The sequence below is a fragment of the Variovorax sp. MPBD4-3 genome (assembly GCF_058809745.1).
This window is the reverse complement of sequence record NZ_JBXASW010000021.1, coordinates 15,507-41,449: the sequence shown is the minus strand read 5'-3', so window position 1 is coordinate 41,449 and position 25,943 is coordinate 15,507. Positions and strand designations below refer to the sequence as shown.

General features: G+C 64.6%; 26 protein-coding genes and 2 riboswitches. Of the genes, 21 read left to right on the top strand and 5 right to left on the bottom strand.

The genetic code is table 11. From position 1 onward, the window contains the following. Positions 1 to 68: 68 nt before the first annotated feature. Positions 69 to 1,766 carry an electron transfer flavoprotein-ubiquinone oxidoreductase gene (locus AC1RVW_RS15000; protein ID WP_285414814.1) on the top strand — a complete coding sequence of 566 codons (1,698 nt, stop codon included), beginning with the start codon at positions 69 to 71 and terminating at the stop codon, positions 1,764 to 1,766. 89 nt (positions 1,767 to 1,855) lie between these two features. Here the strand turns inward: AC1RVW_RS15000 and AC1RVW_RS14995 are convergent, their stop codons facing one another. Next, on the bottom strand, positions 1,856 to 2,095 hold the full coding sequence (locus AC1RVW_RS14995; protein WP_493200790.1) for a hypothetical protein: 240 nt from the start codon (positions 2,093 to 2,095) through the stop codon (positions 1,856 to 1,858). A 96-nt stretch (positions 2,096 to 2,191) separates the two neighbouring features. On the opposite strand from AC1RVW_RS14995, the gene denD reads away from it, so the two are divergent. From denD to AC1RVW_RS14975, 4 genes are all read left to right on the top strand, one after another. Then, entirely contained in the window at positions 2,192 to 3,211 is a 1,020-nt protein-coding gene (gene denD, locus AC1RVW_RS14990; RefSeq protein ID WP_493200788.1) for a D-erythronate dehydrogenase, read from the top strand. Between the two features lie 45 nt (positions 3,212 to 3,256). Then, the gene (locus tag AC1RVW_RS14985) at positions 3,257 to 4,225 is read left to right on the top strand and encodes a TRAP transporter substrate-binding protein (protein ID WP_106934071.1); all 969 of its coding nucleotides are present in this window, start codon (positions 3,257 to 3,259) and stop codon (positions 4,223 to 4,225) included. Beyond that, the gene (locus tag AC1RVW_RS14980) at positions 4,222 to 4,716 is read left to right on the top strand and encodes a TRAP transporter small permease (protein ID WP_493200787.1); all 495 of its coding nucleotides are present in this window, start codon (positions 4,222 to 4,224) and stop codon (positions 4,714 to 4,716) included. Before AC1RVW_RS14985 ends, AC1RVW_RS14980 begins: the two co-directional genes overlap by 4 nt. Before the next feature lie 85 nt (positions 4,717 to 4,801). Beyond that, a complete protein-coding gene (locus AC1RVW_RS14975; RefSeq protein ID WP_081267074.1) occupies positions 4,802 to 6,079 on the top strand; it encodes a TRAP transporter large permease in 1,278 nt (425 codons plus the stop codon). Here AC1RVW_RS14975 and AC1RVW_RS14970 read toward each other — a convergent pair. Then, positions 6,067 to 6,855 (bottom strand): AraC family transcriptional regulator, encoded by a 789-nt coding sequence (locus tag AC1RVW_RS14970; RefSeq protein WP_493200784.1) that lies wholly within the window; start codon positions 6,853 to 6,855, stop codon positions 6,067 to 6,069. The two genes, AC1RVW_RS14975 and AC1RVW_RS14970, sit on opposite strands and share 13 nt — an antisense overlap. Before the next feature lie 91 nt (positions 6,856 to 6,946). On the opposite strand from AC1RVW_RS14970, the gene AC1RVW_RS14965 reads away from it, so the two are divergent. Both AC1RVW_RS14965 and AC1RVW_RS14960 read left to right on the top strand, forming a co-directional pair. After that, the gene (locus AC1RVW_RS14965; protein WP_493200782.1) at positions 6,947 to 8,137 is read left to right on the top strand and encodes an MFS transporter; all 1,191 of its coding nucleotides are present in this window, start codon (positions 6,947 to 6,949) and stop codon (positions 8,135 to 8,137) included. Positions 8,138 to 8,216: 79 nt separating this feature from the next. Further along, positions 8,217 to 8,681: a L,D-transpeptidase Cds6 family protein gene (locus tag AC1RVW_RS14960; RefSeq protein WP_106934068.1), complete on the top strand. Its 465-nt coding sequence runs from the start codon at positions 8,217 to 8,219 to the stop codon at positions 8,679 to 8,681. A 4-nt stretch (positions 8,682 to 8,685) separates the two neighbouring features. Here the strand turns inward: AC1RVW_RS14960 and AC1RVW_RS14955 are convergent, their stop codons facing one another. Further along, positions 8,686 to 9,105: a hypothetical protein gene (locus tag AC1RVW_RS14955; RefSeq protein ID WP_493200780.1), complete on the bottom strand. Its 420-nt coding sequence runs from the start codon at positions 9,103 to 9,105 to the stop codon at positions 8,686 to 8,688. A 166-nt stretch (positions 9,106 to 9,271) separates the two neighbouring features. Between AC1RVW_RS14955 and AC1RVW_RS14950 the strand changes: the two genes are divergently transcribed. Together AC1RVW_RS14950 and AC1RVW_RS14945 are read left to right on the top strand one after the other, a co-directional pair. Beyond that, positions 9,272 to 9,832, top strand: coding sequence for a hypothetical protein (locus AC1RVW_RS14950; RefSeq protein WP_493200778.1), 561 nt, complete (start codon positions 9,272 to 9,274; stop codon positions 9,830 to 9,832). A gap of 143 nt (positions 9,833 to 9,975) precedes the next feature. After that, complete coding sequence (locus AC1RVW_RS14945; RefSeq protein ID WP_106934065.1) at positions 9,976 to 10,260, top strand: DUF6506 family protein; 285 nt, start codon at positions 9,976 to 9,978, stop codon at positions 10,258 to 10,260. 24 nt (positions 10,261 to 10,284) lie between these two features. On the opposite strand, the gene AC1RVW_RS14940 is transcribed toward AC1RVW_RS14945, so the two are convergent. Continuing rightward, complete coding sequence (locus tag AC1RVW_RS14940; RefSeq protein ID WP_106934064.1) at positions 10,285 to 11,163, bottom strand: LysR substrate-binding domain-containing protein; 879 nt, start codon at positions 11,161 to 11,163, stop codon at positions 10,285 to 10,287. A 130-nt stretch (positions 11,164 to 11,293) separates the two neighbouring features. Between AC1RVW_RS14940 and AC1RVW_RS14935 the strand changes: the two genes are divergently transcribed. From AC1RVW_RS14935 to gcvP, 12 genes are all read left to right on the top strand, one after another. After that, on the top strand, positions 11,294 to 13,105 hold the full coding sequence (locus tag AC1RVW_RS14935; protein WP_159053590.1) for a fatty acyl-AMP ligase: 1,812 nt from the start codon (positions 11,294 to 11,296) through the stop codon (positions 13,103 to 13,105). 4 nt (positions 13,106 to 13,109) lie between these two features. After that, positions 13,110 to 14,093 carry an acyl-CoA desaturase gene (locus AC1RVW_RS14930; RefSeq protein WP_493200775.1) on the top strand — a complete coding sequence of 328 codons (984 nt, stop codon included), beginning with the start codon at positions 13,110 to 13,112 and terminating at the stop codon, positions 14,091 to 14,093. After that, positions 14,090 to 14,371: an acyl carrier protein gene (locus AC1RVW_RS14925; protein ID WP_106934061.1), complete on the top strand. Its 282-nt coding sequence runs from the start codon at positions 14,090 to 14,092 to the stop codon at positions 14,369 to 14,371. The genes AC1RVW_RS14930 and AC1RVW_RS14925 overlap by 4 nt, the downstream gene beginning before the upstream one ends. Positions 14,372 to 14,459: 88 nt before the next feature. Continuing rightward, entirely contained in the window at positions 14,460 to 15,602 is a 1,143-nt protein-coding gene (locus tag AC1RVW_RS14920; RefSeq protein ID WP_159053589.1) for an MFS transporter, read from the top strand. Then, the gene (locus AC1RVW_RS14915; RefSeq protein ID WP_493200772.1) at positions 15,599 to 16,912 is read left to right on the top strand and encodes a flavin-containing monooxygenase; all 1,314 of its coding nucleotides are present in this window, start codon (positions 15,599 to 15,601) and stop codon (positions 16,910 to 16,912) included. The genes AC1RVW_RS14920 and AC1RVW_RS14915 overlap by 4 nt, the downstream gene beginning before the upstream one ends. Before the next feature lie 5 nt (positions 16,913 to 16,917). Then, positions 16,918 to 17,850, top strand: coding sequence for a hypothetical protein (locus AC1RVW_RS14910; RefSeq protein WP_159053587.1), 933 nt, complete (start codon positions 16,918 to 16,920; stop codon positions 17,848 to 17,850). Continuing rightward, complete coding sequence (locus AC1RVW_RS14905) at positions 17,847 to 18,407, top strand: hypothetical protein (protein ID WP_493200769.1); 561 nt, start codon at positions 17,847 to 17,849, stop codon at positions 18,405 to 18,407. Before AC1RVW_RS14910 ends, AC1RVW_RS14905 begins: the two co-directional genes overlap by 4 nt. Further along, positions 18,407 to 18,919 (top strand): PaaI family thioesterase, encoded by a 513-nt coding sequence (locus AC1RVW_RS14900; protein WP_106934056.1) that lies wholly within the window; start codon positions 18,407 to 18,409, stop codon positions 18,917 to 18,919. The genes AC1RVW_RS14905 and AC1RVW_RS14900 overlap by 1 nt, the downstream gene beginning before the upstream one ends. Before the next feature lie 14 nt (positions 18,920 to 18,933). After that, a complete protein-coding gene (locus tag AC1RVW_RS14895; RefSeq protein ID WP_106934055.1) occupies positions 18,934 to 20,058 on the top strand; it encodes an alkene reductase in 1,125 nt (374 codons plus the stop codon). Between the two features lie 53 nt (positions 20,059 to 20,111). Beyond that, a riboswitch (glycine riboswitch) is annotated at positions 20,112 to 20,202 on the top strand. A 12-nt stretch (positions 20,203 to 20,214) separates the two neighbouring features. Next, positions 20,215 to 20,327, top strand: a riboswitch (glycine riboswitch). A gap of 45 nt (positions 20,328 to 20,372) precedes the next feature. Then, positions 20,373 to 21,545, top strand: coding sequence for a glycine cleavage system aminomethyltransferase GcvT (gcvT, locus tag AC1RVW_RS14890; RefSeq protein WP_493200766.1), 1,173 nt, complete (start codon positions 20,373 to 20,375; stop codon positions 21,543 to 21,545). Positions 21,546 to 21,608: 63 nt separating this feature from the next. After that, positions 21,609 to 21,980, top strand: coding sequence for a glycine cleavage system protein GcvH (gene gcvH, locus AC1RVW_RS14885; RefSeq protein WP_081267067.1), 372 nt, complete (start codon positions 21,609 to 21,611; stop codon positions 21,978 to 21,980). A gap of 48 nt (positions 21,981 to 22,028) precedes the next feature. Continuing rightward, positions 22,029 to 24,938, top strand: coding sequence for an aminomethyl-transferring glycine dehydrogenase (gene gcvP / locus AC1RVW_RS14880; protein WP_493200764.1), 2,910 nt, complete (start codon positions 22,029 to 22,031; stop codon positions 24,936 to 24,938). A gap of 25 nt (positions 24,939 to 24,963) precedes the next feature. On the opposite strand, the gene AC1RVW_RS14875 is transcribed toward gcvP, so the two are convergent. Continuing rightward, positions 24,964 to 25,875: a DUF3014 domain-containing protein gene (locus tag AC1RVW_RS14875; protein WP_493200762.1), complete on the bottom strand. Its 912-nt coding sequence runs from the start codon at positions 25,873 to 25,875 to the stop codon at positions 24,964 to 24,966. Positions 25,876 to 25,943 lie beyond the last annotated feature (68 nt).

The following is a 25,943-nucleotide window of genomic DNA, read 5'->3' as shown; positions in this document are numbered from 1 at the left end:
CGCCGCATAAAATGCCCCGCAACCCGGGATGCCCCGCGCCTCGAAAAATCATTATCGACCCAACCCACATGACCCACGACGAAATCCTCGCCCAGTTCGGCCCTCGCGAAGCCATGGAATACGACGTGGTCGTGGTCGGTGGCGGCCCGGCCGGCCTCTCGACCGCGATCCGGCTCAAGCAGCTCGCCGCGCAGCAGGAGAAAGAGATCTCGGTCGTGGTGCTCGAGAAGGGCTCGGAGCCCGGCGCGCACATCCTGTCGGGCGCCATCATGGACCCGCGCGCGCTCAACGAGCTGCTGCCCGACTGGAAGGAACTGGGCGCCCCGCTGAACCAGCCCGTCACCGACGACGCGATGGTGTTCCTGGGCGAAAAGGGCAGCCTGCGCACGCCCAACGCGTTCCTGCCGGCGTGCTTCCAGAACCACGGCAACTACATCATCAGCCTGGGTGCGTTCACCAAGTGGCTGGCGCAGCAGGCCGAGAACCTGGGCGTTGAAATCTTCCCCGGCTTCCCGGCGGCCGAAGTGCTCTACAACGAAGACGGCTCGGTGCGCGGCGTGGCCACCGGCAACATGGGCGTCGGCAAGGACGGCGAGCCCACCGAGAACTTCCAGCTCGGCATGGAGCTGCTGGGCAAGTACACCGTGTTCGCCGAAGGCGCGCGCGGCCACCTGGGCCGCCAGCTCATCGCCAGGTACAAGCTCGACGCCGGCAAGGACCCGCAGACCTACGGCCTGGGCGTGAAGGAAGTCTGGGAGATCGACCCCAAGCGCCACCAGCCCGGCTTCGTGCTGCACACCGCCGGCTGGCCCATGAAGAGCGACACCTACGGCGGCGCCTTCCTCTATCACATGGAGGACAACAAGGTCACCATGGGCTTCATCACCGGCCTGGACTACAGCAACCCCTACCTGAGCCCGTTCGAGGAAATGCAGCGCTGGAAGCTGCACCCCAACATCCGCTGGTACCTGGAAGGCGACGAGGCCAAGGGCATCAAGCCCGCCAAGCGCATCGGCTACGGCGCGCGCGCCATCACGGCAGGCGGCCTGATGTCGCTGCCCAAGACCGTGTTCCCCGGCGGCGCGCTGGTCGGCTGCGAGGCCGGCTACCTCAACGTGAGCCGCATCAAGGGCAGCCACGCCGCCATCAAGACCGGCATGCTCTGCGCCGAGGCCGCCTTCGAGGCGGTGCAGGCCGGCCGCCAGCACGACGAACTCACCGCCTACCCCGAAGCCTTCGAGAAGAGCTGGCTGCATGCGGAGCTGAAGAAGGCGCGCAACTTCAAGGCATGGTTCAAGAAGGGCCTGGGCGTGGCGACGCTCATGAACGGCATCGAACAATGGCTGCTGAAGGGCAACATTCCATGGACGCTGCGCCGCAACAAGGCCGACCACCTGTACCTGAAGCCCGCCTCGGAGTGCAAGCCCATCGTCTATCCCAAGCCCGACGGCAAGCTCACCTTCGACCGGCTTTCCAGCGTGTTCATCAGCAACACCAACCATGAAGAGCAGCAGCCGGCCCACCTGACGCTGAAAGACCCGACGGTGCCGGTGAACATCAACCTCGAGAAGTTCGCCGGCCCCGAAAGCCGCTACTGCCCGGCCGGCGTGTACGAGTTCGTGGGCACCGAAGACGGCAAGCAGCGCCTGCAGATCAACGCGCAGAACTGCGTGCACTGCAAGACCTGCGACATCAAGGACCCGACGCAGAACATCGTGTGGGTCACGCCTGAAGGCGGCGGCGGGCCGAACTACGTCGGCATGTAAGGCGCCTGCGCCTTTCGAAGGAGGCCCTCTTCGGAGGGCTTTTTCTTTTCCTCGGAGCCCTTTGCTTCCCTGGAAGCATCGGCATCCGCTCAGTCGCGCGCGATGAACTTGCCCGCGACGAATCCTGCCACGACGGCACCGGCGATGGCACCGGGCAGCGAGAAATTCGCGCCGGCCAGTCCGGCAAGCGCCCCCGCACATGCGCCCAGGAAGATCCAGGCCCACAAGGCGCGCCTGCGCCGGTAACGCGGCAGAGGCTTCTGCGCGAACACGCCGTTCGCTACCAGCCATGCGATGGCGATGAGCCACAAAACCACGACCGTCAGCATCCGGCGTCTCCTGTCGATGAAATCCGCGAAACCGCCAACGAGCATGCCACAGCCCGCGGCCGCGCTTATTCTTGGCGCTCAAAGGAGCCAAGACCCATGCAGATCGTCATTACCGGCGGCGCCGGCTTTCTGGGCGCACGCCTCGCACGCACGCTATTGAAGCAAGGCAGCCTTTCGCTGGCCGGCGCACCGGCCCGCACCATCGAACGCGTCACGCTGGTCGACCGCGCCGCCCCGCCGGCCGACCTCGCATCCGATGCGCGCATCACCGCCGTCACCGGCGACCTGAACGCGCAGCTCGCTGCCGATGCCGCCGCCGGGTTCTGGCACCAAGCCGACGCCATCTTCCACCTGGCCGCCGCCGTCAGCGGCGAATGCGAGGCCGACTTCGACCTCGGCATGCGCAGCAACTTCGCGGCCACGCATGCGCTGCTCGAAAAGGTACGCACGCTCGGCACGAAGCCCGTGCTGGTGTTCTCCAGTTCGCTCGCCGTGTTCGGCGACTCGCCCGAGCAGCCGTTGCCTGAAGTCATCGAAGACCACACGCTGCCGACGCCCCAGACCAGCTACGGCATCCAGAAATTCATCGGTGAACAGCTGATGGCCGACTACACGCGCAAGGGTTTCGTGCGCGGGCGCAGCGTGCGGCTCATGACGGTGAGCGTGCGCCCGGGCAAGCCGAACGGCGCGGCTTCGGGTTTCTTCAGCGGCATGATCCGCGAGCCGCTCGCCGGGCTGCGCGCCGCCTGTCCGGTGCCGGACTCGACGCCTGTGGCCGTCGCGTCACCGGCGCGAACCATCGAGGGCATCGTGCGCGCCGCCGAAGCGACCGACGCCGAATGGGGCCCGCGCACCGCGCTCAACCTGCCCTCGCTCGCCACCACGGTCGGCGAAATGGCGCTGGCCCTCGAGCGCGTGGCCGGCAAGGCAGCCACCGCCCTGCTCGACCGCACGCCCGACCCGGCGATCCAGCGCATCGTGAAGACCTGGCCCGGGCACTTCGAGACGGTGCGCGCGAAAGCCTTGGGGCTCTTGCCCGACGAGAGCTTCGAGGCCGTCATTCGTGAGTACGTCCGTGAAAATCCCGACGCGGTAAAGCTCCCGGTTGTTGCATAGTCCGTTGCGCCTGACGCGTTCCTGACCCAACTCCCCGGAGACAACATGAAATTCGGCCCCATTGCCGCCGCCTGCCTTTCGCTCGCCCTGAGCTCGGTCGCCTTTGCACAGACGACCATGAAGATCAGCATTTCGACTGCGCAGAACTCGCACCAGGGCGTCGCCATCGACACCTTCGCCAAGGAAGTCGAGAAGCGCACGGGAGGCCGCTACAAGGTGCAGACCTTCTACAACGGCTCGCTCGGCGGCGAGCGCGAGTCGATCGAGGCGGTGCAGCTGGGCACGCAGGAACTCGCGTTCTCCTCGACCGGCCCGGTGCCCAACTTCGTGCCCGAGACCAAAATCCTCGACGTGCCCTTCCTGTTCCGCGACAAGGCCCACGCGCGTGCCGTGCTCGACGGCCCGATCGGCCAGGAGATGCTGACCAAGTTCGACGCCAAGGGCTTCAAGGCGCTGGCGTGGGCCGAGAACGGCTTTCGCCACATGACCAACAGCAAGCGCGACGTGAAGGCCCCCGAGGACCTCAAGGGCCTGAAGATGCGCACGATGGAAAACCCGGTGCACATCGCGGCCTACAAGGGCTTCGGCATCATCACCACGCCGATGGCCTTCCCTGAGGTGTTCACCGCGCTGCAGCAAGGCACGGTCGACGGCCAGGAGAACCCGCTGCCGGTCATCATCTCGGCCAAGTTCGACCAGGTGCAAAAGCACCTGTCGCTCACGGGCCACGTCTACTCGCCCTGCATCTTCGTGATGAACAAGGCGACCTTCGACAAGCTCAGCGCGGCCGACAAGCAGGCCTTCCTCGACGCTGCCAAGGAAGGCACCAAGGCCAACCGCGCGCGCGTGGACGAAGACGACGCCAAGGGCGTGGCCGACCTACGTGCCAAGGGCATGACGGTGATCGACAACGTCGACAAGGCCAAGTTCGTCGCCGCGCTCGCGCCGGTCAATGCCCAGTTCGAGAAAGACTTCGGCAAGGCCAATCTCGACAAGATCCGCGACTACAAGTGAAAGAAAAATTCCTGGGCATCGAGCGCTGGACCACCGGCTTCTCGATGCTGATGGCCTGCGCGATGCTGGTCGTCGCGTCGGCCCTGGGCGTGTTCCAGATCGTCACCCGTTTCGTGCTGGAGCAGCCGGCCGAATGGAGCGAGATCCTGATCCGCGTGAGCCTCATCTGGATGGTGTTCATGGGCATCCCGATGGCGTTCAGACAGGGCGCGATCGTGAGCGTGGACGTTCTCTACCGCTGGAGCCCGCCGCGCATGCGCCGCGTGCTCGACGCGGTGGTGAGCGTCGCCGCGCTGGTGCTGATGCTGATCGTGCTGTGGTGGGGCTGGGACTACGCCATGCGCGGACGCGTGCAGTCGATGGCCGGCCTCGAGAGCATCTCGATGGTGTGGTCCTACCTGGCGCTGCCCGTGGGCTCGCTGTTCTGCCTGTTCGGCATCGTCGGCAATTTTCTCGACCCAAAGCGGCTCGAACTGGAGACCGCGCAATGAGCGCCGCGCCGGGCCGCCCCAAGCAAGCGAACGGCCCCCTCGGGGGACAGCGAGGACACGAAGTGCCGAGCGTGGGGGCTGGATCATGAGTGTGGTGATGGTTGCGACGATGGTGCTTTGCTTTGCACTGTCGGTATCGGTGGCGGTGTCCATCGGGCTGGCGTCGATCCTGGGCATTCAGGTGACGAACGCCAACATGCTGATCTCCGTGAAGGAGATGTTCAACTCGATCAACAAGTTTCCGCTGGCGGCCATTCCGTTCTTTATCCTGGCCGGCAACCTGATGGAAACCGGCGGCATCTCGCGCCGGCTGGTCGAATTTGCCAAGAGCATCGTGGGCGGCGTGCAGGGCGGCCTGCCGATGACCTGCGTGCTCACCTGCATGATCTTCGCCGCGGTGTCGGGCTCGTCGGTGGCCACCACCTTCGCGATCGGCGCCATCCTGATCCCGGCGCTCATCAAGCACGGCTACCCCACTTCCTACGCTGCGGCCCTGCAAGCCACCAGCGCGGAGCTGGGCGTGATCATTCCGCCGTCGATCCCGATGATCCTGTACGGCGTGAGCGCCGAAGTGTCCATCGGCGAGCTGTTCATCGCGGGCTTCGGTCCCGGCATCCTGATCAGCCTGGCGCTCATGCTGTTCGTGTGGGTCTACTGCAAGTGGAAGGGCTGGGGCAAGACCGACGGCGAAGGCCGCATGCCCTTCGGCCGGGCCCTCTGGCAGGCCGGCTGGGCGCTGCTGATGCCGGTGATCATCCTCGGCGGCATCTACGGCGGCGTCTTCACGCCCACGGAAGCCTCGGCGGTCGCGGTGTTCTATGCGCTGGTGGTGGGCATGGTGATCTACCGCGAGATCAAGCTGAAGGACCTGTACGCCATCCTGCGCAAGTCGGTGATGTCTTCGGCGGTGATCATGTTCATCATCGCCAACGCGGGGCTGTTCGCGTTCCTCATCACCCGCGCGGGCGTGCCCGACGCCATCGGCCACTGGCTGCAGGAGGTGCTGCAGTCGCCGGCGATGTTCCTGCTGGGCGTGAACGCGGCGCTGTTCGTGATCGGCATGTTCATCGAGACCAGCGCGGCGATCATCGTGCTGGCGCCGATCCTGGCGCCGGTGGCGGTGCACTTCGGCATCGACCCGGTGCACTTTGGGCTGGTCATGGTGGTGAACCTGGCCCTGGGCATGATCACGCCGCCCTTCGGCGTGAACCTGTTCGCGGCCTGCACCGTGGCGCGAATATCGCTGGACCGCATCGTGCGGCACCTGGTGCCCTTCGTGCTGGTGATCATGGCGTGCCTGATGGTGATCACCTACGTGCCCTGGATCTCGCTGGCGCTGCGCGACCTGGTCTACGCCAGGTAGTCGCGGCGCAGGTACACGCTGGGCGGCACGCCCAGCGTGCGCCGGAACATCGCGGTGAAGGCGCTCGGGCTCTCGTAGCCGTGCGCCAGCGCCACCTCCAGGATCGACGCGCCCGCCGCCAGCTGCGGCAGGCTCAGCAGCAGCCGCGCCTGCCGGCACCACGCACCGAAATTCATGCCCGTCTCGCGCTGGAACAGGCGCGCGAGCGTGCGGGTGTTCATGTGCAGGCGCAGCGCCCAGTCGCCCAGCGTGGCGGGCAGCGAAGGGTCGCGCACCAGCTCCTCGCACAGCACGGCCAGGCGCGCATGGCGCGGCATCGGCACGTGCAGCGAGAGCGCGGGGGCCGCCTCGATCTCGTCGAGGATCAGCTCCATCACCCGCTCGTCGCGGCCGCCCGGCGCGTAGTCCAGCGGCAGCGCCACGGCGGTGACGATCAGCTCCCTCAGCAGCGCGCCGACATGGATCACGCGGCATTCGGCGCCCAGGTCGGCGCGCGTGCCGGGCTCGACGAACACGGTGCGCATCTTCACCTCGCCGGCCATGCGGATCTGGTGTTCCATGCCCGCCGGCACCCACACACCGCGCCCGGTCGGCACCACCCAGCTGCCGGCCGCGGCGCTCACCAGCATCACGCCCGAGATCGCGTGGATCAGCTGGCCGCGCCGGTGCGCATGCGGCGGTATGAAGGCGTCGCCGGCTGGGTCGGTGGCCAGCACCGCCACCGCGCGCGGGGTCGACTCGCCCTCTTCGGGCCGCAGGTTGATTGCTTTGTCCATTTCTCGACGATGCTTGTTGATTCGTAGCGAGAACATCTTCGCACGGCTTCCTACGATGCTTTTTTCTCAAGAAAACGAAAGAAGCGATCGAATGAACAAGCGCCGACTCGGGTTGCTCACCGGCACCCATACCGTCAACGACCTCTACCAGGGCCTCGTGCCCGCACTGCTGCCGTTCATGGTGCTGGAGCGCGGCTACAGCTACACCGCCGTGGCGGGCCTGATGCTCGCGGCCACCGGGCTGTCGAGCGTGGTGCAGCCGCTGTTCGGCCTGTACGCAGACCGCCATCCGCGCAGATGGCTGGTGCCCACCGGCTTCATGGTGGCCGCGCTGGGCGTGGTGCTGGCAGGCTTGAGCCACAGCTACCTGCTGACCTGGATCGCGATGGTGCTGTGCGGACTGGGCATCGCGGCCTACCACCCGCCCGCCACCGTGGCGGCGCGCGCGGCCGGCGGCGCGTCGCAGAAGGCGATGAGCGTGTTCTCGGTGGGCGGGACCATCGGCGCGTCTTTCGCGCCGGTGCTGGCGGCCGCCGTGGTCAGCGGGGGCAGCCTGTCGCGCAGCTACCTGCTGGGCGTGCCGGCACTGGTGATGGGCGTCGTGTGGATGGCCGCCAATGCCGGCAGCGGCGCGGCCTCCGCCGCCACGGCGGCCGCTGCGCGCAAGGCAGGCGCCGAAGTGCTGAAGCCGCACAACGACTGGCGCGCCTTCAGCCTGCTGGTCGCGACCATCATCGGCTGGTCGATCCCGTACGTGACGGTGCTGTCGATGCTGTCGCTGCGCATCACGCGCGACCTGCACGGCACCGCCTTCCAGGGCGCCGCGGCGCTGACCTCGTTCACCGCCGCGGGCGCTGTGGGCACGCTGCTCGGCGGCTGGCTGGGCGACCGCATCGGCCGCATGGGCACGATCCGCGCCGGCTACCTGCTCGCGCTGCCGTCGCTCGCGGGCCTGGTGCTCGCGCCAGATGCCGGCTGGGCGCTGGCCTGCACCGCGCTGCTCGGCATGTGCATGTTCCTGCCCTTCGCCGCGCAAGTGACGCTGGCGCAGGACTACCTGCCGCGCAACCCGGCCACGGCCAGCGGCATCACGCTGGGGCTGGCGCTGTCGGTGGGCGGCCTGGTGTCGCCGCTGTTCGGCATGTTGTCCGATGCGCGCGGCCTCGGCGTCACGCTCACGACGGTGCTGTGCGTGCTTTGCGTCGCGACGGTGCTGGCCCTGAGGCTGCGCAACCGGTCGATGCAGGCGATGCCCGCCGAGGTGGAGCGAGCGGCGGCCTGAGCCTCGCGCGGCGCGTTGGTTCACTGCCAGAATCGGCGTCGGACTCGACGCCTATAACTGACAAAGAGGGAACTGCGCCATGAACCGATCCTTGACGACGACCAGCCTGCTCGCCGGTGGACTGCTGCTGGCCACGGCCGCGTTCGGCGCCACGCCGCCGGCCGCGCCCACGACCACCGAGGCGGCGCCCCCCGCTCCCACGGTCGGCATCGCCGAAGTCGAGGCCGCGGTGCGCGCCTGGGCCGCGGCCTGGTCGGCCCGCGACGCGGACCGCTACCTCGCCGCCTACGCGCCCGACTTCACGCCGGCGCGCAACCAGGACCGCAAGCGCTGGGAGACCGAGCGGCGCGCGCGCATCGCGGACAAGTCGAGCATCAGCGTGGGCATCGAAGACCTCGTCATCAGCATCAACGGACAGGCCGCGAGCGCCAGGTTCAAGCAGGTGTACCGCGCCGACAAGGTGAAGGAAACGGGCCGCAAGACACTCGAGCTGCAGCGCGTGGGCAACCAGTGGCTGATCCGCAAGGAAAGCGCGGGCGGCTGACGGCTCACAGCCCCAGCTTCGTCAGGGCCCAGGCCACGGTGCCCAACTGCATCACGTTGAGCGCCATTCCGGCAATGTGAAGCTGGCGGAACCGGCGGGCCGAAACGTCCAGCGCCGGGATCGTGCCGCGCAGCAGGTCCATGCGCGGAATGATCAGCCAGCGGCGCAGCGAGAAGGCCAGTCCGGCGACGAAGGCCATGCCCGCGGCAAATGCCGGCCTGCCCGACCATGCATAGCAGAGCGCCGCCGCGCTGCCCGTGAGCATCGTCGCGAGGTAGTACACGTTGAACAGGCCACGGATGAAGCGCGAGTCCAGCGGCGTGTCGTGCTTGAGGATCAGCAGCGGCAGCGATCCCATCATGAAAAAGCCCATCCACACGAGCAGCAGGACTGTCGCCATGAGTGCAAAGACGATGGGAAGCATGAGGTGGGCCCCTTCCGCGGTGCCGGAGCATACCGCCGGGCAAGGCAGTCGCGGTACCGGGAAATCGTGCGGGGCCAACGCCATTTCCGTAAGCGAAAAGGGTTCATGAAGATGTCACCGCTTGCAACGATGCTGCTGCCCTCGATCTCCGAAAGCTGTGGCTGCCATGTTTCCCACCAAGACCGACAAGGCGCGCGACGAACTCCAGGGCGGACAGCGCACGCTCAGCCAGCGTGAACGCGCACTGCTGCTCATGGCCGACGGGCGGCGTTCGCTGAGCGACTTCAGCCCGCTGTTCAGCACCCGCGACGAAGCCGAGCAGGCCATCCAGACGCTGGTGCAGCGCGGCTATCTGCAGACTCCGAAGGTGGCGGTTGCCCCCGGCGACGCCGTGCCCCCTGCCCCGGCGCCCGCCCAACCCGCACCCATCCCCGCCAGCGAGCCGATCCAGATCGCCACGTCGGCCGACACCTTCGACGGCAAGCGCTCCCTGGCCACCACGCGCATGTTCCTGTTCGACATCTGCGAGCGCATGTTCGTGCGCCGCGATCCCAAGTTCGCGCTGCAGATGCGCGACGCCCTGCGCGAAGCCCGCGACCGCGAAGCCATGCTGACCATCGCCGCGCTCATGCTCACGGAAATCGAGAAAGCCGCCGGCCCCGAGCGCGCCGAGTCGCTGCGCGAGCGGATCGACAAGCTGCTGCCGCCGACTGAGATAGTTCACTGAGATTGTTCGAGCGAGAGCCAGCCAGTCGCGAATCTTGCAGACGAGAAGCCTGGTCCGGTGTTAGGCTGAATTGAAGGCAGGCGGTCGCCAGCGGCGTCTCTTGCTCCAACGCTCTCATCCACGCACAAACGGAGAACAAGCTCATGGCCCTCACCAAGTTCGGATTCATCGTGACCGGAGACCGATTTGTCCAGCATCAGGGGACAGTGCAGTTTCAGATGAAGGTGGTGGGCGTCGCAACGGCCTCCGAGGGCATCGAGGTCGCGCAGGAGATGGTTCGCGAAGGCGTGCAGCTCATCGAACTATGCGGTGGATTCAGCCCCGTGTGGGCGGGCAAGATCATCGAGGCCATAGACTATGCCGTGCCCGTCGGCGTAGTCGCGTATGGACCGGAGTCGATCGACGCCATGCACCGCCTGTTCTCGTAGGCAAGACGGGCATTCGGCGGCAACTCAGGCTTGCTGGCTGCCGAGAAATCTTGCGACTAGGGGCCGCGTGGCTTTCCTTGTGACCCTGAATATTTTGGCTCTCATGGGGAATGACGGAGGCAACGGGCGGAGCACGATTCCCCTGCCTGGCGCCTTGCCCAGGCTTTCCTGAACGATCGCCAATCCAACACCCGCGTCTACCAGCCCGAGCACGACGGAAGGCTCCGCCGCTTCGAATCGAACGTTGGGGATGAAGCCTGCGCTCGCACACGCCCCCATCAAACTCTGCCGAGCCTCTGGGGAGTCTTTTTCGGGAAGGGCTATGAATGCCTCCCCATCCAGCTTTCGCGGATCAAAGCGCCCCTTGGCCAGCGGGTGATTCCTGGGCATCGCGACAGCAAACCCTTCATCCGCGATCTGCTCTGCGACAAGCGGACTGTTTTGCAAGGGCGGCGAGTAAGAGAATCCGACATCGATTCCGCCGAACTGCAAGGCTTCGAACTGTTGCCTAGAGCGAAGGTTCTTCAGCTCGATCCTGGCGTGCGGCGCGACCTTCAGGAAGCGCTTGATGGCCGTCTGGAGCGCTCCTACGTGAATGGCGCCCTCCACGAAACCAAGCGTCAAAGAGCCCGTCCTTCCCTCGGCCTCATCCCGGATCCGATCCTCCAGCTGCTGCGCATGTTCCATGAGGGCTTTTGCCTCATCGAGGAACTGCCGCCCCGCGTCCGTCAGCTGAAGCCGCTTCCGCTCTCTCGAGAAGAGTGCCGTACCCAGACGTTCTTCCAGCGCAATGATTTGGCGGCTCAACGGCGATTGGGAAATGTGCAGCAGCGTTGCCGCTTTTCCAACGTTCAACGTCTCTGCGACAGCGACGAAATAGTGGAGTTTCTGGAGATCGATCATCAGACCTTCTATGTCTCATCAGATGCAAAAACAGACATAGACAATCTTATCTGTTACGCAAAGAATTACCCGAAACAAATCCATTCAACCAGACAGGCTGAGTCATAAAAAGATTCGGGAGGAGTCTCGCGTGAAGTTGGGAAGCTATGCCGCCGACAGCGGAAATGGATATCGAACGATCTGTGACTACGTCGGTTTGAGAGGGGTCACCGACCGCAATCTGGTTGCCTACACCTTCTTGCACAACCCTGAAGACAAGAGCTCGTACCAGCGGATCACATATGGAGAGCTACTGGATCGCGTTATCTCGTTCTCGGCCCGGCTGCAGCAAGTGGCCGCACCGGGTGAGCGCGCGATTCTTCTCTACCCGCCCGGCATCGACTACATAGTTGCGTTCTACAGTTGCCTTTGGGCTGGCCTTGCGGCGGTTCCCGCATACCCGGTCAAGAACAATCAACACCGTGATCGACTCCGTGCGGTCATCGCGGACTGCACTGCATCGATCATCCTGACGCAGGCGGTCGACCTGACAAAGCTCCAGGAAACCCGCTCATCCAGTTTTCCCCTCGGGGAACACCAGATCATTTCCGAGGCTGTCTGTGCCGAACCGGGTCAGTTGGCGCTTCGTTTGCAGCATCCCGTCGCCACGGAATTGGCTTTCCTGCAGTACACCTCTGGCTCGACTGGCGAGCCGAAGGGAGTCATGGTCACGCATTCGAATCTGATCCACAACCTAGGCGAGATCCGCGACAAGTTCGGCAGTACGCGCGAGACCGTGATGGTGAGTTGGCTACCTCCGTATCACGACATGGGCCTGATCTCCGCGATCCTCGAACCGCTATTCGTGGGATTCCATGCTGTTCTCATGTCGCCCTTCTCGTTCATTCAGCGCCCCATGCGATGGCTGAACGCGATTTCCGAATACAAGGCGACGCTGTCCGGCGGGCCGAACTTCGCCTTCGACCTGGTTGCCAACGCCCGCGATCCGGTCTCTCAGACGCTATCGCTCAATACCCTGCGCATCATGTACAGCGGCGCGGAACCCATCCAGGTCGCCACCTTGAAACGATTTTGCGAGAGTTTTTCCTCGGCGGGCTTCGTGCCCGAGATGCTCTATCCATGCTACGGCCTGGCGGAAGGCACTCTGTTTTCTTCGGGCGGAGACGCGACGTCGGCGCCCGTCCTGCTGAACACCATCAGCAAGCAGATGATGCAATGGGACGGCGCAACGGCATCCGAAACATTTACACCACCCCCCAATCAGGGAATCAAGGTCGGGTGCGGCCGCACTCTCGCACAACAAGAGATCCGCATCGTCGATCCCGATGGCCTCCAAGAGCTTGAGGATGGCGAAGAAGGCGAAATATGGGTCAGCGGCCCGAGCATTGCAAAGGGGTACTGGCAGCGGGATGAGCAGACCCGCGAGGTCTTCAGCGCATACACCGAATCCGGAGCAGGTCCTTTTCTGCGTACGGGCGATCTCGGGTTTCTCGTGAATGAGGAGCTGTTCGTCACTGGCCGCATCAAGGACACGATCATCGTCAGGGGCAAGAAGTACTACCCTCAAGACATCGAGCGCGCAGTCGAAGCGACCATCGCCGAAGTCAGGCCGTCATGCACCGTCGCATTCAACGTCGGCGACGAGGGGGAGATTGCCGTGGTCGCGGAAATCGAGCGCACCGCGCGCAAATCGGACCCGGACGCGTTGCTGGCGGACATCCGCAAAGCCGTCGGAAAGCAGTCTCAGCTCTTCCCCTTCACCGTCGTCATCGTGGCGCCAGGAAGAACGCTGAAGACCTCCAGCGGAAAGGTTCAGCGACGCCTCACGCGCAAGTTGCTGGAGCGGCAGGAAATGGAGGTCTGGGCGCAATGGACCCGTCCTTCAGGCCAAGACACCCATACCCAACAAAGCGGCTCCCTGGCAACTGCCGTCGAAAGCTAGACACATGCTCACTCCAAATGCACCAAATCAGGCGCTCCTGAGGCAACGCGCGCGCACCAGCAGGCGGGATCTGATCCTGGCGCTGACGGCCAACATCGTGCCGCTGCTGGGAGCCATTTTTCTGCTCGTCTCGATTCTTGCGTTCGGAATGCCAGTGCACCTCTTCGACGTCGTGCTGTTCGCGGTGTGCTATTTCCTGGCGATGGTCGGCCTGGAGGTCGGCTTTCACCGGTACTTCGCACACAAGTCTTTCAAGACGACCAAACCCGTGGAAATGATGCTGGGCATCCTGGGGTCGATGAGTTTCCAGGGAGGGGTGATTCTCTGGACCGCGACCCATAGGCGGCATCACGGAAACACGGACGAACCCAGCGACCCTCACAGCCCTGTCGCACCGGCCGGCAGTCCCCCGGGTCGCCGCATCGCCCAATTCATGCATGCATACATCGGCTGGATGTTCAACCCCGACTCGCTCAAGCCCAAGGGGTGGGAACGGATGACGCCCGATATGTTCCGCCGGCCCGACCTGTTCAGGCTGCATGTGACCTACGCCAAGTGGGGAATCCTGGGCATTGTCATTCCCGCGCTCATCGGTGCTGCCTGGTACCAATCGTGGCAAGGTTTTCTCTCCGGACTTCTTTGGGGCGGACTGCTGCGAATCTTCGTGGCCAATCAGATGTACTACATCACCAACTCGTTCGGGCATCTGGTTGGCACGCGGCCATTCCGCCGCGCCGACAACAGCCGCAACAACCTGTTGCTCGCGATTCCGACTCTTGGCCTTTCGCTACACAACAACCATCACGAATTTCCGGCCTCTGCCAGCGTTTCGCTGCATTGGTGGCAACCCGACATTTCCGCTCTGGTCATCCGGATCCTGGAACGCCTCGGACTTGTCTGGGATGTTCGCAGACCCACGCAAGAACAGATCCTCGAAGCAAAGCAACGTTACTCGGTCGAGTACGAACCAGGAAAGAAAAAAGCATGAAGCAAGAAGCAAGCACCCAAGTCAATCTCGATGAACTCAGGGCTTGGCTGATCAACTACATCAGCAGGCGGTGCGACATCCCGGCAGCCGAACTGCATTCCGGCATCCCGTTTGAAGAGTTCGGCATCGACTCCGTGCAAGCCGTCGAGATCACGGCAGAACTGGAGCAGGAGTTCCACATTCCCGTCGAACCGACGGCGCTGTTCGAGTTCAACACCATTGAACTTCTCGTGGCGCACGTTTCGTCTTGCAGCAGTTCGGCGCCGACAACGAAGTGAACCGGCAGAAAACCGCAATACCCGAATGAGACCCGCAGAGACTGTAGCAGCACCGCAGCGCCCCGGGCTGAGCGTGCCGGGATCCGTTGTGCTGCTGGCGCTGGGGATGTTCGCGATCGGCGCCGATGGATTCGTGATCGCGGGCATCCTTCCAGATCTGGCGACAGGGCTTCAGGTGTCGCTGTCCCAGGCAGGCCTGCTGGTGTCGGCGTTCGCGCTGACTTACGCGATAAGCGCCCCGATCCTAGGTGCCGTATTGGGCGGAAAATCTCTTCGGACGATCCTCATCGCGTCGATGGGCGTCTTCGCCGCTGCCAATCTTGCGGCAGCCCTGTCGGAGCAATACGCCTGGCTCTTGCTGTGGCGCCTGATCGCGGCAATGAGTGCCGCGGCTTATTCGCCGGCAGCAGTTGCGGCTGCCATCAACCTTCTGCCTCCCGAAAAACGTGCCCAGGCCAGCAGCTTCGTCTTGGGGGGACTGACGGCCGCCCTCGTCACGGCCGTCCCTCTGGGTTTGATGCTCGCAAGCGTAAGTTCGTGGCGGATGACCTTCATCCTGATTGCGACCCTGGCCGCAGCCGCGGCCGCGGCGCTCTGGTGGGTGATGCCGGCCAACTTCCAGTCCAGGAGCCTTTCGCTGGGAGAGCGCCTGTCGCCACTCCGAAACGGCGACGTGATCCGGGCTCTTGCAAGTTGCTTCGTATGGATGGCGGGTGGCATTGCCACATATACGTTCATCGTCCCGATCAGCCAGTCCGCGACCGGCTGGTCGGCAGACAAGACAAGCTTTGTCTTGTTGATCTATGGTGCGGCGGCCATTGCCGGGAATCTCATCGGTGGACGGCTCGGCGATTTCCTCAAAACACCCGTACGCGCACTGCAGTACTTTCTTTGTGCGCATCTCGCTTCTTTGCTCCTGATGAGTCTGGCCGTGTTCAGCGGCCCTCCCTTGGGGGTGTGGCTCTTCCCGGTTGCCGTCGCCATCTTTGCGGCATCCGGCTGGGCATGCACACCCCCGCAGGCTTCTCGTCTTGTGTCACCGAGCCCGCCACACGCCGTACAGGTGATTGCACTCAACACCATGGCCACCTACTTTGGCATGGCCGCAGGGGCTGCACTGGGAGGACTCCTCTCGACAAACGGCACCTTGCTTTTCATTCCCCTGGCTGGCGCCGCAGCTCAATGCATCGCCATCTGGATGGTGTCCACTCGCGGAGAACAACGTTCATGAAGGCTGTACACGAATCGCAACCCGACGTTGCGGTCATTGGCGCAGGCCCTTCCGGCTTGGCCACAATGCGGAATCTTAAGGAGGCGGGCATCGACTTCGTCGGCTACGAATCGCATGCCGGCATAGGGGGGATCTGGGACCGGGCCAACCCGAAGAGTTCGGTGTATCGGAACACACACACCATCACATCGAAGGGGATCACCGCATTCAGCGACTTCCCTATGCCGGATGATTTTCCGGTCTACCCGGGTCATCCCCAGGTGCTCAAGTATCTCAACAGCTACGCGGACAACTTTGGACTGCGAGCACACATCCGATTCAACGACGCCGTCGAAAAGATCACGAGATCAACGGATGGCGGATGGGTGGTCAGTTCAGCCAGCGGAACTCAAGCATGGTTTCGCGATGTCATCATTGCAAACGGGCATAACTGGTATCCGAGGAAGCCGGATTTTCCGGGGATATTTGCTGGCAGGGTCCTCCATGCCAGCGAATACACGGACGCTAGTGAATTCGCGGACAAGCGGGTCCCGGTCATCGGCGCGGGCAACTCTGGCTGCGACATCGCCGTCGAGTGTTGCCAGATTTCCCCTCGCGTGGTCCTCAGCATGCGCCGCGGCTACAACTTCTATCCGAAGTTCATTGCCGGCTACCCCGCCGACCAGGTCGGCATGAAGGTGCGCTCGATGGGACTTCCAAGTAAATGGGCGTCGAAGATCATGGGCTGGCTCCTGCGCCTTTCGGCGGGCGATCAACAACGCATGGGGCTTCCGAAGCCCGACCATCGCCCGCTGCAGACCCCGGCCATCGTCAACACACTGGTCCCCTACTACGCGGCACATGGCCGAATCGCCATCGCGCCAGGCGTCGAAAGCTTTGAAGGCAGCACGGTGCGTTTCAGCGATGGTTCGGCACAGGAGTTCGATGTCGTCGTCCTGGCGACTGGCTATGAGATCCATATCCCGTTTGTCTCGAACGGAGATCTCGACTGGCAAGGAAACAAGCCGGACTTTTATTTGTATGCGTTTTCCAAGAAGTTCGACGATCTGTTCATTGCGGGAATGACCGACTCGACCGGCGGGCACTTCCCGACAGTCGAGCTTCAGTCCAGGGTGATCTCCCAATACATCACAGCCAAGCGGACCTATCCCGCGAAGGCACGCCAGTTCGACGAGTTGATCAGGAAAAACAACGTCGACCTGAACAACGGTATCGATTTCATCGACATCCCCCGCAACGCAACGCAGTTCTCGCTGCTCGCTTTCCGCAGGGCCCTGACCGAGCATCTCGACCTTCTCGCAACTGCCTGACCACCATGGGAACGATTCATTCACGACTCGGTGATCCCCGCATCAACACAGGGTCCGGCGAAGCCAACGCACTTATCCCCGAGCGAACGCCCGAACTCCTTCAAACGGCACTGACCTACGCTCTGGGTTCTGTTCCTTACAACAGCGCGACTCAGTTTCTCGAGTTCTTCGACGAGAGAATTCTGGCGCCCAACTGGGGAATGTCATGCGTTCGGCAGTCCGTCCGGGTGGACGAACACCTTCAATCCATCGGTGGCCCGAAAGGCATCTACATCCGCAATGGCCGCCACGTCGCATCGATCTATCCGGACAGCCACGGAATCGCCGTGCTGGACCCCTACTTGCTGCACAAGGCGCCGCTCATCCTGAATTACGAGGACCGGGTCGGTGATTGCATCGAGGCCTCAGTCCCCGCCTATCCCGTGCGCATCGACGATGAGGGCCTTGCACGCTGGGGGAAGATGCGGGCGGTGCTGAATGTAGAGAAGCGCACCTTGCAACTCGACTACACCCGCTTCAGCCCCCGGCGCCAGCAAAACTACCTCTATCGGTCCTTCGGTCTGAGTCTCGATGAGGTCGCAATCTTTCCCTCGCCACTTCCTGTCGCACATGCGCGGCTCGTGCATCCGGAGCAGAACAACCTCTCGGTACGCGTTCTGGATCTCCCGCGGCAAGCACTCAGCGAAGTCATCCTGCCGCTTTGCGGGGTGACAGCCGATCGGCCTGCGACCGAAGATCAGCTGATCAGCCGAGACAACCAGGGCCGGGTGAGTACAGCGGGCTCGCCCGGCTTCGACGAAAACCTCACGAGTGTCGCCAGGGTCGTGGGTGTAAGCGCCCAGGAGGTCGTCGACATCCTCCTTCATACATCACGCGTCTATTCGAAGGTCGCGCCCGACGACCGGGTTCTCGCGCCCTATCCGTTGATGAGGGAATGAACACAAGAATTTCTGGATTGCAAATGCTGCCTCCTCATCCCCGATCTTTCTTCCTTGCAGGCGTCATGCAAGGCGCGCGCGGCGGACGCGATCTCGCGGACCAGTCGTACCGCCCGGCGATCGCAAGAGCCATCCGACGCCACTTTCCGAATGCCGTGGTGCACGACCCCGCCGAACGAATGTGGGACAACCTGCAAACCTCCCGCGAACGCATTCGCGAGGCGCACACCGCCTTGCTCCAGACGCCCAAGGTAGCCAGGTCCAACCTGGACCCTGCGCTGCTGGAGTTGACGCAAATATTCCACCGGCAGACGGCGATGGCGGGTAACTGCGATGTCTGCGTCGTCTTCCTACCGAACAACGAGCCAAGCATGGGAACAGCCGCGGAGATGTTGACAGCCCACAACGCTGGACGGTTCGTGGTCGCGATTACCGGCATGCGGCAGAACCTGGCTGTGCTCGCCTGCTCCCAACTGATCGTCGAAAGCATGGAGACGTTCGAAAACTGGCTTTCGACGCTTGCAGTTTCACCCACGACGAAGGAAGGAGCCACCTGATGGTTGATGTTGAACTGTTGGTACGCGAGAGCGAGCGACCGGCGGAATTCCCCGGCCTCGATATCAAGACGAAATACCGCAAGGTATTGAATGAAGTGGTGGACGGCACCGATATCGCACCGATCCCGATTGCGACGATCGGCCTTCCTTTTGCCACGCCATGCGCTGCGAGCTGGGAGTACGGACGGCTCTCCGGTGTCTACACGCCACCTTCGCATGCCGCGATGCCTACCGGCAACATCTTTGGCGGATACCTCACGGGCCTGGTTGACCAGTGGGCCGGACTCGCTACTTACTCGGTCATACCCGATCGACTGCAAGTGCTCACCGTCAACATGAACATAGACTTCAAGGCCCCAGCCGTGATTACGGAAACCCGGCTGCAGGCCAGCGTGACGGCATTGACGGAAAGAAAAGCCATCGTTCAGGTGTTCGCCTGGCAGGCTGACATCCTTCTCTTCGAGGCGAACGTGGTCGAGGTCCTGGCGCCCTGGCGCGTCAAGCCAGCCTGAGGCTGGGGATCACAATGAATCGGACATCGCCACTTCTGCGCCCGATCACGATATCGGGCACCCTTTTGAACAACCGCGTCTTCATGGCGCCGATGACGCGCATGCGGGCCAACGGCACGGAATGTCCGACACTGCTGACCGCCAGGTACTACGCACAGAGGGCAACCGCCGGTTTGATCGTCACCGAGGCCACGCAGGTCTGCGCCCAAGGCAAGGGCTACTTCGGCACACCGGGTATCTACACCAATGCGCAGGAAGGTGCGTGGAGCCGCGTGGTGAAAGCGGTGCACGAAGCGGGCGGCCGAATTGCAATGCAACTCTGGCACGTGGGCCGCATCTCGCACAGCCTGAACCAGCCGGACGGCGCGCAGCCGGTCGCTCCTTCAGCCGTCGCCACACGACGCTCGAAGGTAAGCGTCTTCAAGAACGGGCGACTCCAGGAAGTACCCTGCGAGCCAGCAAGGGAGCTTTCAGGCGATGAAATTTCCGTGATCGTCTCGCAGTACGCGGCAGCGGCCGAACGTGCAAAGCGGGCAGGCTTTGACTTTGTCGAAATTCATGCGGCCAACGGCTATCTGATCAACCAGTTTCTTTCCACGAATACCAACCTTCGGACAGACCAATACGGCGGCTCTCTTGAAAATCGGGCCCGCTTCCTGGAAGAAATCGTCGATGCAGTCTCTCTTGTCATCGGCGCAGGCAGGGTCGGAGTTCGCATATCGCCCAATGGGGTATTCAACGATATCGCCGACAGCGAAGCCGAACAAATGGCCTGTTTGCTAGCCCACAGCCTCAACGCCAAGGGGATCGCGTATCTGCACGTCGCAGAACCCGACTGGGCGGGCGGCGTTGCATTGACTGCAGCATTCCGACAGGGGCTACGCGAAAGATTCAGGAATTGCCTGGTTTTTTGCGGAAATTTCGACCAGAAATCAGGGGAGGAATTGCTGGCGCAAAAAGTTGCGGATGCGATGGCGTTTGGTCGTCTGTACATCGCGAATCCGGATCTGGTGACTCGCTTTGCCAGCGGCGCCAAGCTGAATGTGGCCGACCCATCGACTTTCTATTTCGGCAACACCAAGGGGTATACCGACTATCCGTCATTGGGAAGCGCCGAGGCCACAACGGCAACCGCTTGACCAGAGCGGCCGGCCGATAGTCCTTGGAACACGCCCTAGCCGATCAACTACACTCTCGAAGGTCAGGAGAGAGCCCCGCCAGCCGGGGCCGCCGAAGGCGCAGGGGTTTCCCGAACGCTCAGGCAAAAGGACTGACAAGGCGCCGGCGAACACCGGCGTTTCCTTGCTGGAGAGAGGCCGCCGTACCGCAAACGGCGCAGCGGCCCACCGAAGGAGCAAACCCCGATCGTGGGGCGAATCTCTCAGGTAAAGCGGACAGCAGGGGTGGCCCATGGCTTGCGTCATGGATTTTGTCTGCCCCTTTGGAGTGCCCCGTGGCCGCTTCCTCCGCACCCGCTACCGAACTTCTCAAGACGCCGCTGCACGCCCTTCACGTGGAGCTCGGCGCCCGCATGGTGCCATTCGCCGGCTATTCCATGCCGGTGCAGTACCCCGCCGGCCTCATGGCCGAACACAAGCACACGCGCGATGCGGCCGGCCTGTTCGACATCTCCCACATGGGCCAGCTGCGCCTGGTCGGCCCCGACGCCGCGGCCGCCTTCGAAACCCTGATGCCCGTCGACGTGATCGACCTGCCCGCCGGCAAGCAGCGCTACGGCCTGCTGCTGAACGACGAGGGCGGCATCCTCGACGACCTGATGTTCTTCAACGAAGGCCACGGCTCGCTCTTCGTGATCGTCAACGGCGCCTGCAAGGTGGCCGACATCGCCCACATCCAGCAGAAGATCGGCTCCCGCTGCGAAGTGCAGCCCTTGCCCGACCACGCCCTGCTCGCGCTGCAGGGCCCCAAGGCCGCGGCCACGCTGGCGCGGCTGTCGCCCGGCATCGAGCGCTTCGTGTTCATGACGGGCGGCGCGGTGCAGATCGGCGGCATTGCCGCCTTCGTCACCCGCAGCGGCTACACCGGCGAAGACGGCTTCGAGATCTCGGTAGCCGCCAAGGATGCCGAGCCGCTGGCCCGCCTGCTGCTGGCCCAGCCCGAGGTCAAGCCCATCGGCCTGGGCGCGCGCAATTCGCTGCGGCTCGAAGCCGGCCTGTGCCTGTACGGCAACGACATCGACACCACCACCACGCCGGTCGAGGCTTCGCTCAACTGGGCGATGCAGAAGGTGCGCCGCGCGGGCGGCGCGCGCGAAGGCGGCTTCCCCGGCGCCGCGAAGATCCTCGCGCAGCTTGCCGCCGCCACGGCAGGCACCGCCGGCCACACCGACCACGACACGCTGAAGCGCAAGCGCGTGGGCCTCGTGGCGCTGGAGCGCATTCCGGTGCGCGACGGCACGGTGCTGCAGTCATTCGAAGGCCAGGACATCGGCATCGTCACCAGCGGCCTGCTCGGCCCCACGGCCGACCGCTGCATCGCCATGGGCTACGTGGCCACCGCCTTCGCAGAGCCCGGCACCCGCGTGCAGGCCATCGTGCGCGGCAAGCCGGTGCCGATGGAAGTCTCGACCATGCCTTTCGTGCCGACCCGCTATTACCGCGGCTGAAAGCGGCAGACCCGGCTAGGCTCTGCACCCCGATTCATTTTTTCCACGAGGAGTTTTCTCACCATGAGCATCAAGTACACCAAGGACCACGAATGGGTGTCGGCCGAAGGCGACGCAGCCACCGTCGGCATCACCTTGCACGCGCAGGACGCGCTGGGCGACGTGGTGTTCGTCGACCTGCCCGAAGTCGGCAAGACCTTCGCGCAGGGCGAAGTTGCCGGCGTCGTCGAGTCGGTCAAGGCGGCAGCCGACGTTTTCATGCCCGTGTCGGGCGAGATCACCGAAGTCAACGAAGCCCTGCGCGCCGACCCCTCGCTGGCCAACAGCGACCCGCTGGCCGCCGGCTGGTTCTTCAAGGTCAAGCTGAGCGAGCCCGCGCAGCTCGACGCCCTGCTGGACGCCGCCAGCTACGACAAGTTCGCGGCCGAGTCCTGATCGCCTGATTTTTCTTCCGAGCCCCCTTCTTCCCGAGCCCCCACCGCCATGCCGATTCCCGCCCTTCCCTCTTTGCAAGAACTAGAGAATGCCGAAGAATTTCTCGCCCGCCACATCGGCATCGATGCGGCGGACGAGGCGCGCATGCTGCCGGTGATCGGCTCGGAAACGCGCTCGGAGCTCATCGACGGCATCGTGCCCGCGGCCATCCGCCGGGCGCGGCCGATGCGGCTGCCGGCCCCCGTGACCGAAGCCGACGCGCTGGCCGAACTGAAGGCGATGGCCTCGAAGAACAAGGTGTTCAGGAACTTCATCGGCCAGGGCTACTACGGCACGCACACGCCGGGCGTCATCCTGCGCAACATCCTCGAGAACCCCGCCTGGTACACCGCCTACACGCCCTACCAGGCAGAGATCTCGCAGGGCCGCATGGAAGCCCTGCTCAATTTCCAGACGATGGTGTGCGACCTCACGGGCATGGCCATCGCCAATGCGTCGATGCTCGACGAAGCCACGGCCGCCGCCGAAGCCATGACGCTCGCCAAGCGCAGCGTTAAAGCCAAGAGCAACGTGTTCCTGGTGTCGGGCGACTGCCATCCGCAGACCATCGAAGTCATCAAGACGCGCGCCGCGCCGCTGGGCATCGAAGTGAAGGTGAGCACGGTGTCGGAAACGCTGCCGCACCTGATGGCGAGCGGCGCCTTCTTCGGCGTGCTCGCGCAGTACCCGGCCACCACCGGCCACGTGCACGACCTGCGCCCGCTCGCGGGCCATGCGCACCAGTGCGACGCCGCCTTCATCGTGGCGGCCGACCTGCTGGCGCTGACGCTGCTGGTCGCGCCCGGCGAGTTCGACGCCGACATCGTCTGCGGCACCACGCAGCGCTTCGGCATGCCGCTGTGCAACGGCGGCCCGCACGCCGCCTACCTGGCCTGCCGCGACGAGTTCAAGCGCTCGCTGCCGGGCCGCCTGGTGGGCGTGAGCGTCGACACGCACGGCCAGCCCGCCTACCGCCTCGCGCTGCAGACGCGCGAGCAGCACATCCGCCGCGAGAAGGCCACCTCCAACATCTGCACCGCGCAGGTGCTGCCGGCCGTGGTGGCCAGCATGTACGCCGTGTACCACGGGCCCGACGGCCTCACACGCATCGCGCAGCGCGTGGCGGCGCTCACCGCCATCCTGTCGGCGGGCCTGTCGCAGATGGGCCGCGAGCCGGTCAACACCACCGCCTTCGATTCGCTGACCATCCGCACCGGCGACGACACGCCGGCCATCATCGAGCGCGCGCAAGCCGCCGGCGTCAACCTGCGCCAGCGCCTGCAGCAGCACCTGGGCATCTCGCTCGACGAGACCACCACGCGTGCCGACGTCGAGACGCTGTGGGCCCTGTTCGCGCCCGCCGGCAAGCCGCTGCCGCGTTTCGACGACCTGGCCGCGAACACCACGCCGCTGATCCCCGAAGACCTGCGCCGCGCGAGCGCCTTCCTCACGCACCCGGTGTTCAACACCCACAAGAGCGAGACCGCCATGCTGCGCTACATCCGCAGCCTGTCGGACAAGGACCTGGCGCTCGACCGCAGCATGATCCCGCTGGGCAGCTGCACCATGAAGCTCAACGCGACCAGCGAGATGATCCCCATCACCTGGCCCGAGTTCGCCAACATCCATCCCTTCGCGCCGGCCGAACAGCAGCTCGGCTATGCCCAGCTCGATGCGCAGCTGCGCGCCTGGCTGTGCGAGGCCACCGGCTACGCGGGCATCAGCCTGCAGCCCAATGCGGGTTCGCAGGGCGAGTACGCGGGCCTGCTGGCCATCAAATCGTTCCATGAAGCCAAGGGCCAGGGGCATCGCAACATCTGCCTGATTCCATCGTCCGCGCACGGCACCAACCCCGCGAGCGCGCAGATGGTGGGCCTGCAGGTGGTGGTGACGGCCTGCGACGCGCAGGGCAATGTCGACATGGACGACCTGAAGCGCGCCTGCGAGAAGCACAGCGCCAACCTGGCCGCGGTGATGATCACCTACCCCAGCACGCACGGCGTGTTCGAAACCCGCGTGAAGGAACTCTGCGAGCTGGTGCATGCGCACGGCGGCCGAGTGTACGTGGACGGCGCCAACATGAACGCGCTGGTCGGCGTGGCCGCGCCGGGCGAGTTCGGCGGCGACGTGAGCCACCTGAACCTGCACAAGACTTTCTGCATTCCGCATGGCGGCGGCGGCCCGGGCGTGGGTCCGGTCTGCGTGGTCGAAGACCTGGTGCCGTACCTGCCGGGCCATGTGACGGCCGGCTTGCCCTCGCACGGCGTGGGTGCCGTGTCGGCGGCCCCGCTGGGCAACGCGGCCGTGCTGCCGATCAGCTGGATGTACTGCCGCATGATGGGCGCCAAGGGCCTGCAGGCCGCGACCGAGACGGCCATCCTGAGCGCCAACTACATCAGCGCGCGCCTGAAGGACCACTACCCCACGCTGTACGCCAGCCCCAATGGCCACGTAGCGCACGAGTGCATCCTCGACCTGCGCCCGCTCAAGGACACCAGCGGCGTCACCGCCGAGGACGTGGCCAAGCGCCTGATCGACTACGGCTTCCACGCGCCCACGCTGAGCTTCCCCGTGCCCGGCACGCTGATGGTGGAGCCCACCGAGAGCGAGCCGCTGGCCGAGCTCGACCGCTTCATCGACGCGATGATCGCCATCCGCGGCGAAATCCGCCGCATCGAGGAAGGCGTCTGGCCGAAGGAAGACAACCCGCTCAAGCACGCGCCGCACACCGCCGCGAGCCTGCTGGGCACCGAGTGGAGCCACCCGTACTCGCGCGAACTCGGCGCGTTCCCGCTGGCCACGCTCAAGAACGCCAAGTACTGGCCGCCGATCGGCCGCGTCGACAACGTGTACGGCGACCGCAACCTGTTCTGCAGCTGCGTGCCCGTGGGCGACTACCAGGAAACCGAAGAGGCCTGAGTCCAGGTGCCCAGGCCGGCCTGGGCTACTGCGACTTCTTCTTCGCGAGGTCGGCCGTCGCGATCTGCTGGCGCAGCGCGCGCAGGCTGGCCTTCATCTTGCGCTCGTTCTCCGGGCCCATGCGCACCATGATCTTCTGGCCGGCGCTCGCCTTCTCCAGCGCCTGGTCGACGTATTCGTAGCGCACCCAGGGGCGCTGCGAAGGCACGTCGCCCTTGACCTCGACCAGCCGCACCTGCACCGGGCCCTTGGGCTCGGGCGCCTGCAGCAGGTTGTCGATCACCGCGATGAGCCGGTCGTTGAAATAGCGCCCCGGGTAGCCCAGCTCTTCATAGGCCTGCTGGAACAGCGGATAGAGCCTGGCGTACACCGCCGCGGCCTTGGCCGGATCGACCGACTGCACCAGCATCACGAAGCCGTTGTAGCGCGCCGCGTTGTTGGCGGAAATGGTCTGCGCCTCGCCCTGCCCTTCGGTGATGAAGCGCTGGCCCGTGGGCTGCACTGGCCATGCGCTGGCGGGCGCCTGCTCGCGCGCCAGGTTGTCCACCGTGGCCACGAAGCGCCGCACGATGCCGTCGGAACGCAGGAAGGCTTCGGCGTTCTTCGCGCCCAGCAGCTCGGCCAGCGCCTTCATCACGCGCGAATCGGAATCGGCGAGCTTGGGCAGTGCGGCGTCGGGCGGCGCGAGCGCATCGACCGGGTTCTGCGGGCCGGTGGGCTCGGCCTTTGCGGGCGGTGGTGGCGGCGGTGCGTCGGCCGGCGCGGCGGCCACGGGCGTGGGCTCCGGCGGCTTTTGCTGTTGCTGGTACCAGCGCCAGCCGAAGAAGCCGGCGGCCAGCAGCACCAGCACGATGACGATGATCGTGCCAACGGGCGTCTCGCGGCGGGGGCGGAATTCGGGTGCGTCGCGCGTGTCGCGGATATCGCTTTCGGGCATGGGTCGGTTTCCTTTGGCTGGCGTGGAAGGCACAGGGAGACGAAGGCTATGGTGCACCAATAAGGGCA

Coding starts and splice junctions, on each gene's coding strand:
- AC1RVW_RS14950 (WP_493200778.1), top strand. CDS start 9,272: ATGTTTCCCACCAAGACCGACAAGGCGCGCGACGAACTCCAGGGCGGA.
- AC1RVW_RS14965 (WP_493200782.1), top strand. CDS start 6,947: ATGAACAAGCGCCGACTCGGGTTGCTCACCGGCACCCATACCGTCAAC.
- AC1RVW_RS14925 (WP_106934061.1), top strand. CDS start 14,090: ATGAAGCAAGAAGCAAGCACCCAAGTCAATCTCGATGAACTCAGGGCT.
- denD (WP_493200788.1), top strand. CDS start 2,192: ATGCAGATCGTCATTACCGGCGGCGCCGGCTTTCTGGGCGCACGCCTC.
- gcvP (WP_493200764.1), top strand. CDS start 22,029: ATGCCGATTCCCGCCCTTCCCTCTTTGCAAGAACTAGAGAATGCCGAA.
- AC1RVW_RS14895 (WP_106934055.1), top strand. CDS start 18,934: ATGAATCGGACATCGCCACTTCTGCGCCCGATCACGATATCGGGCACC.
- AC1RVW_RS14985 (WP_106934071.1), top strand. CDS start 3,257: ATGAAATTCGGCCCCATTGCCGCCGCCTGCCTTTCGCTCGCCCTGAGC.
- AC1RVW_RS14960 (WP_106934068.1), top strand. CDS start 8,217: ATGAACCGATCCTTGACGACGACCAGCCTGCTCGCCGGTGGACTGCTG.
- AC1RVW_RS14930 (WP_493200775.1), top strand. CDS start 13,110: ATGCTCACTCCAAATGCACCAAATCAGGCGCTCCTGAGGCAACGCGCG.
- AC1RVW_RS14910 (WP_159053587.1), top strand. CDS start 16,918: ATGGGAACGATTCATTCACGACTCGGTGATCCCCGCATCAACACAGGG.
- AC1RVW_RS14900 (WP_106934056.1), top strand. CDS start 18,407: ATGGTTGATGTTGAACTGTTGGTACGCGAGAGCGAGCGACCGGCGGAA.
- AC1RVW_RS14915 (WP_493200772.1), top strand. CDS start 15,599: ATGAAGGCTGTACACGAATCGCAACCCGACGTTGCGGTCATTGGCGCA.
- AC1RVW_RS15000 (WP_285414814.1), top strand. CDS start 69: ATGACCCACGACGAAATCCTCGCCCAGTTCGGCCCTCGCGAAGCCATG.
- AC1RVW_RS14995 (WP_493200790.1), bottom strand. CDS start 2,095: ATGCTGACGGTCGTGGTTTTGTGGCTCATCGCCATCGCATGGCTGGTA.
- AC1RVW_RS14945 (WP_106934065.1), top strand. CDS start 9,976: ATGGCCCTCACCAAGTTCGGATTCATCGTGACCGGAGACCGATTTGTC.
- AC1RVW_RS14970 (WP_493200784.1), bottom strand. CDS start 6,855: ATGGACAAAGCAATCAACCTGCGGCCCGAAGAGGGCGAGTCGACCCCG.
- AC1RVW_RS14905 (WP_493200769.1), top strand. CDS start 17,847: ATGAACACAAGAATTTCTGGATTGCAAATGCTGCCTCCTCATCCCCGA.
- gcvH (WP_081267067.1), top strand. CDS start 21,609: ATGAGCATCAAGTACACCAAGGACCACGAATGGGTGTCGGCCGAAGGC.
- AC1RVW_RS14955 (WP_493200780.1), bottom strand. CDS start 9,105: ATGCTTCCCATCGTCTTTGCACTCATGGCGACAGTCCTGCTGCTCGTG.
- AC1RVW_RS14875 (WP_493200762.1), bottom strand. CDS start 25,875: ATGCCCGAAAGCGATATCCGCGACACGCGCGACGCACCCGAATTCCGC.
- AC1RVW_RS14975 (WP_081267074.1), top strand. CDS start 4,802: ATGAGTGTGGTGATGGTTGCGACGATGGTGCTTTGCTTTGCACTGTCG.
- AC1RVW_RS14940 (WP_106934064.1), bottom strand. CDS start 11,163: ATGATCGATCTCCAGAAACTCCACTATTTCGTCGCTGTCGCAGAGACG.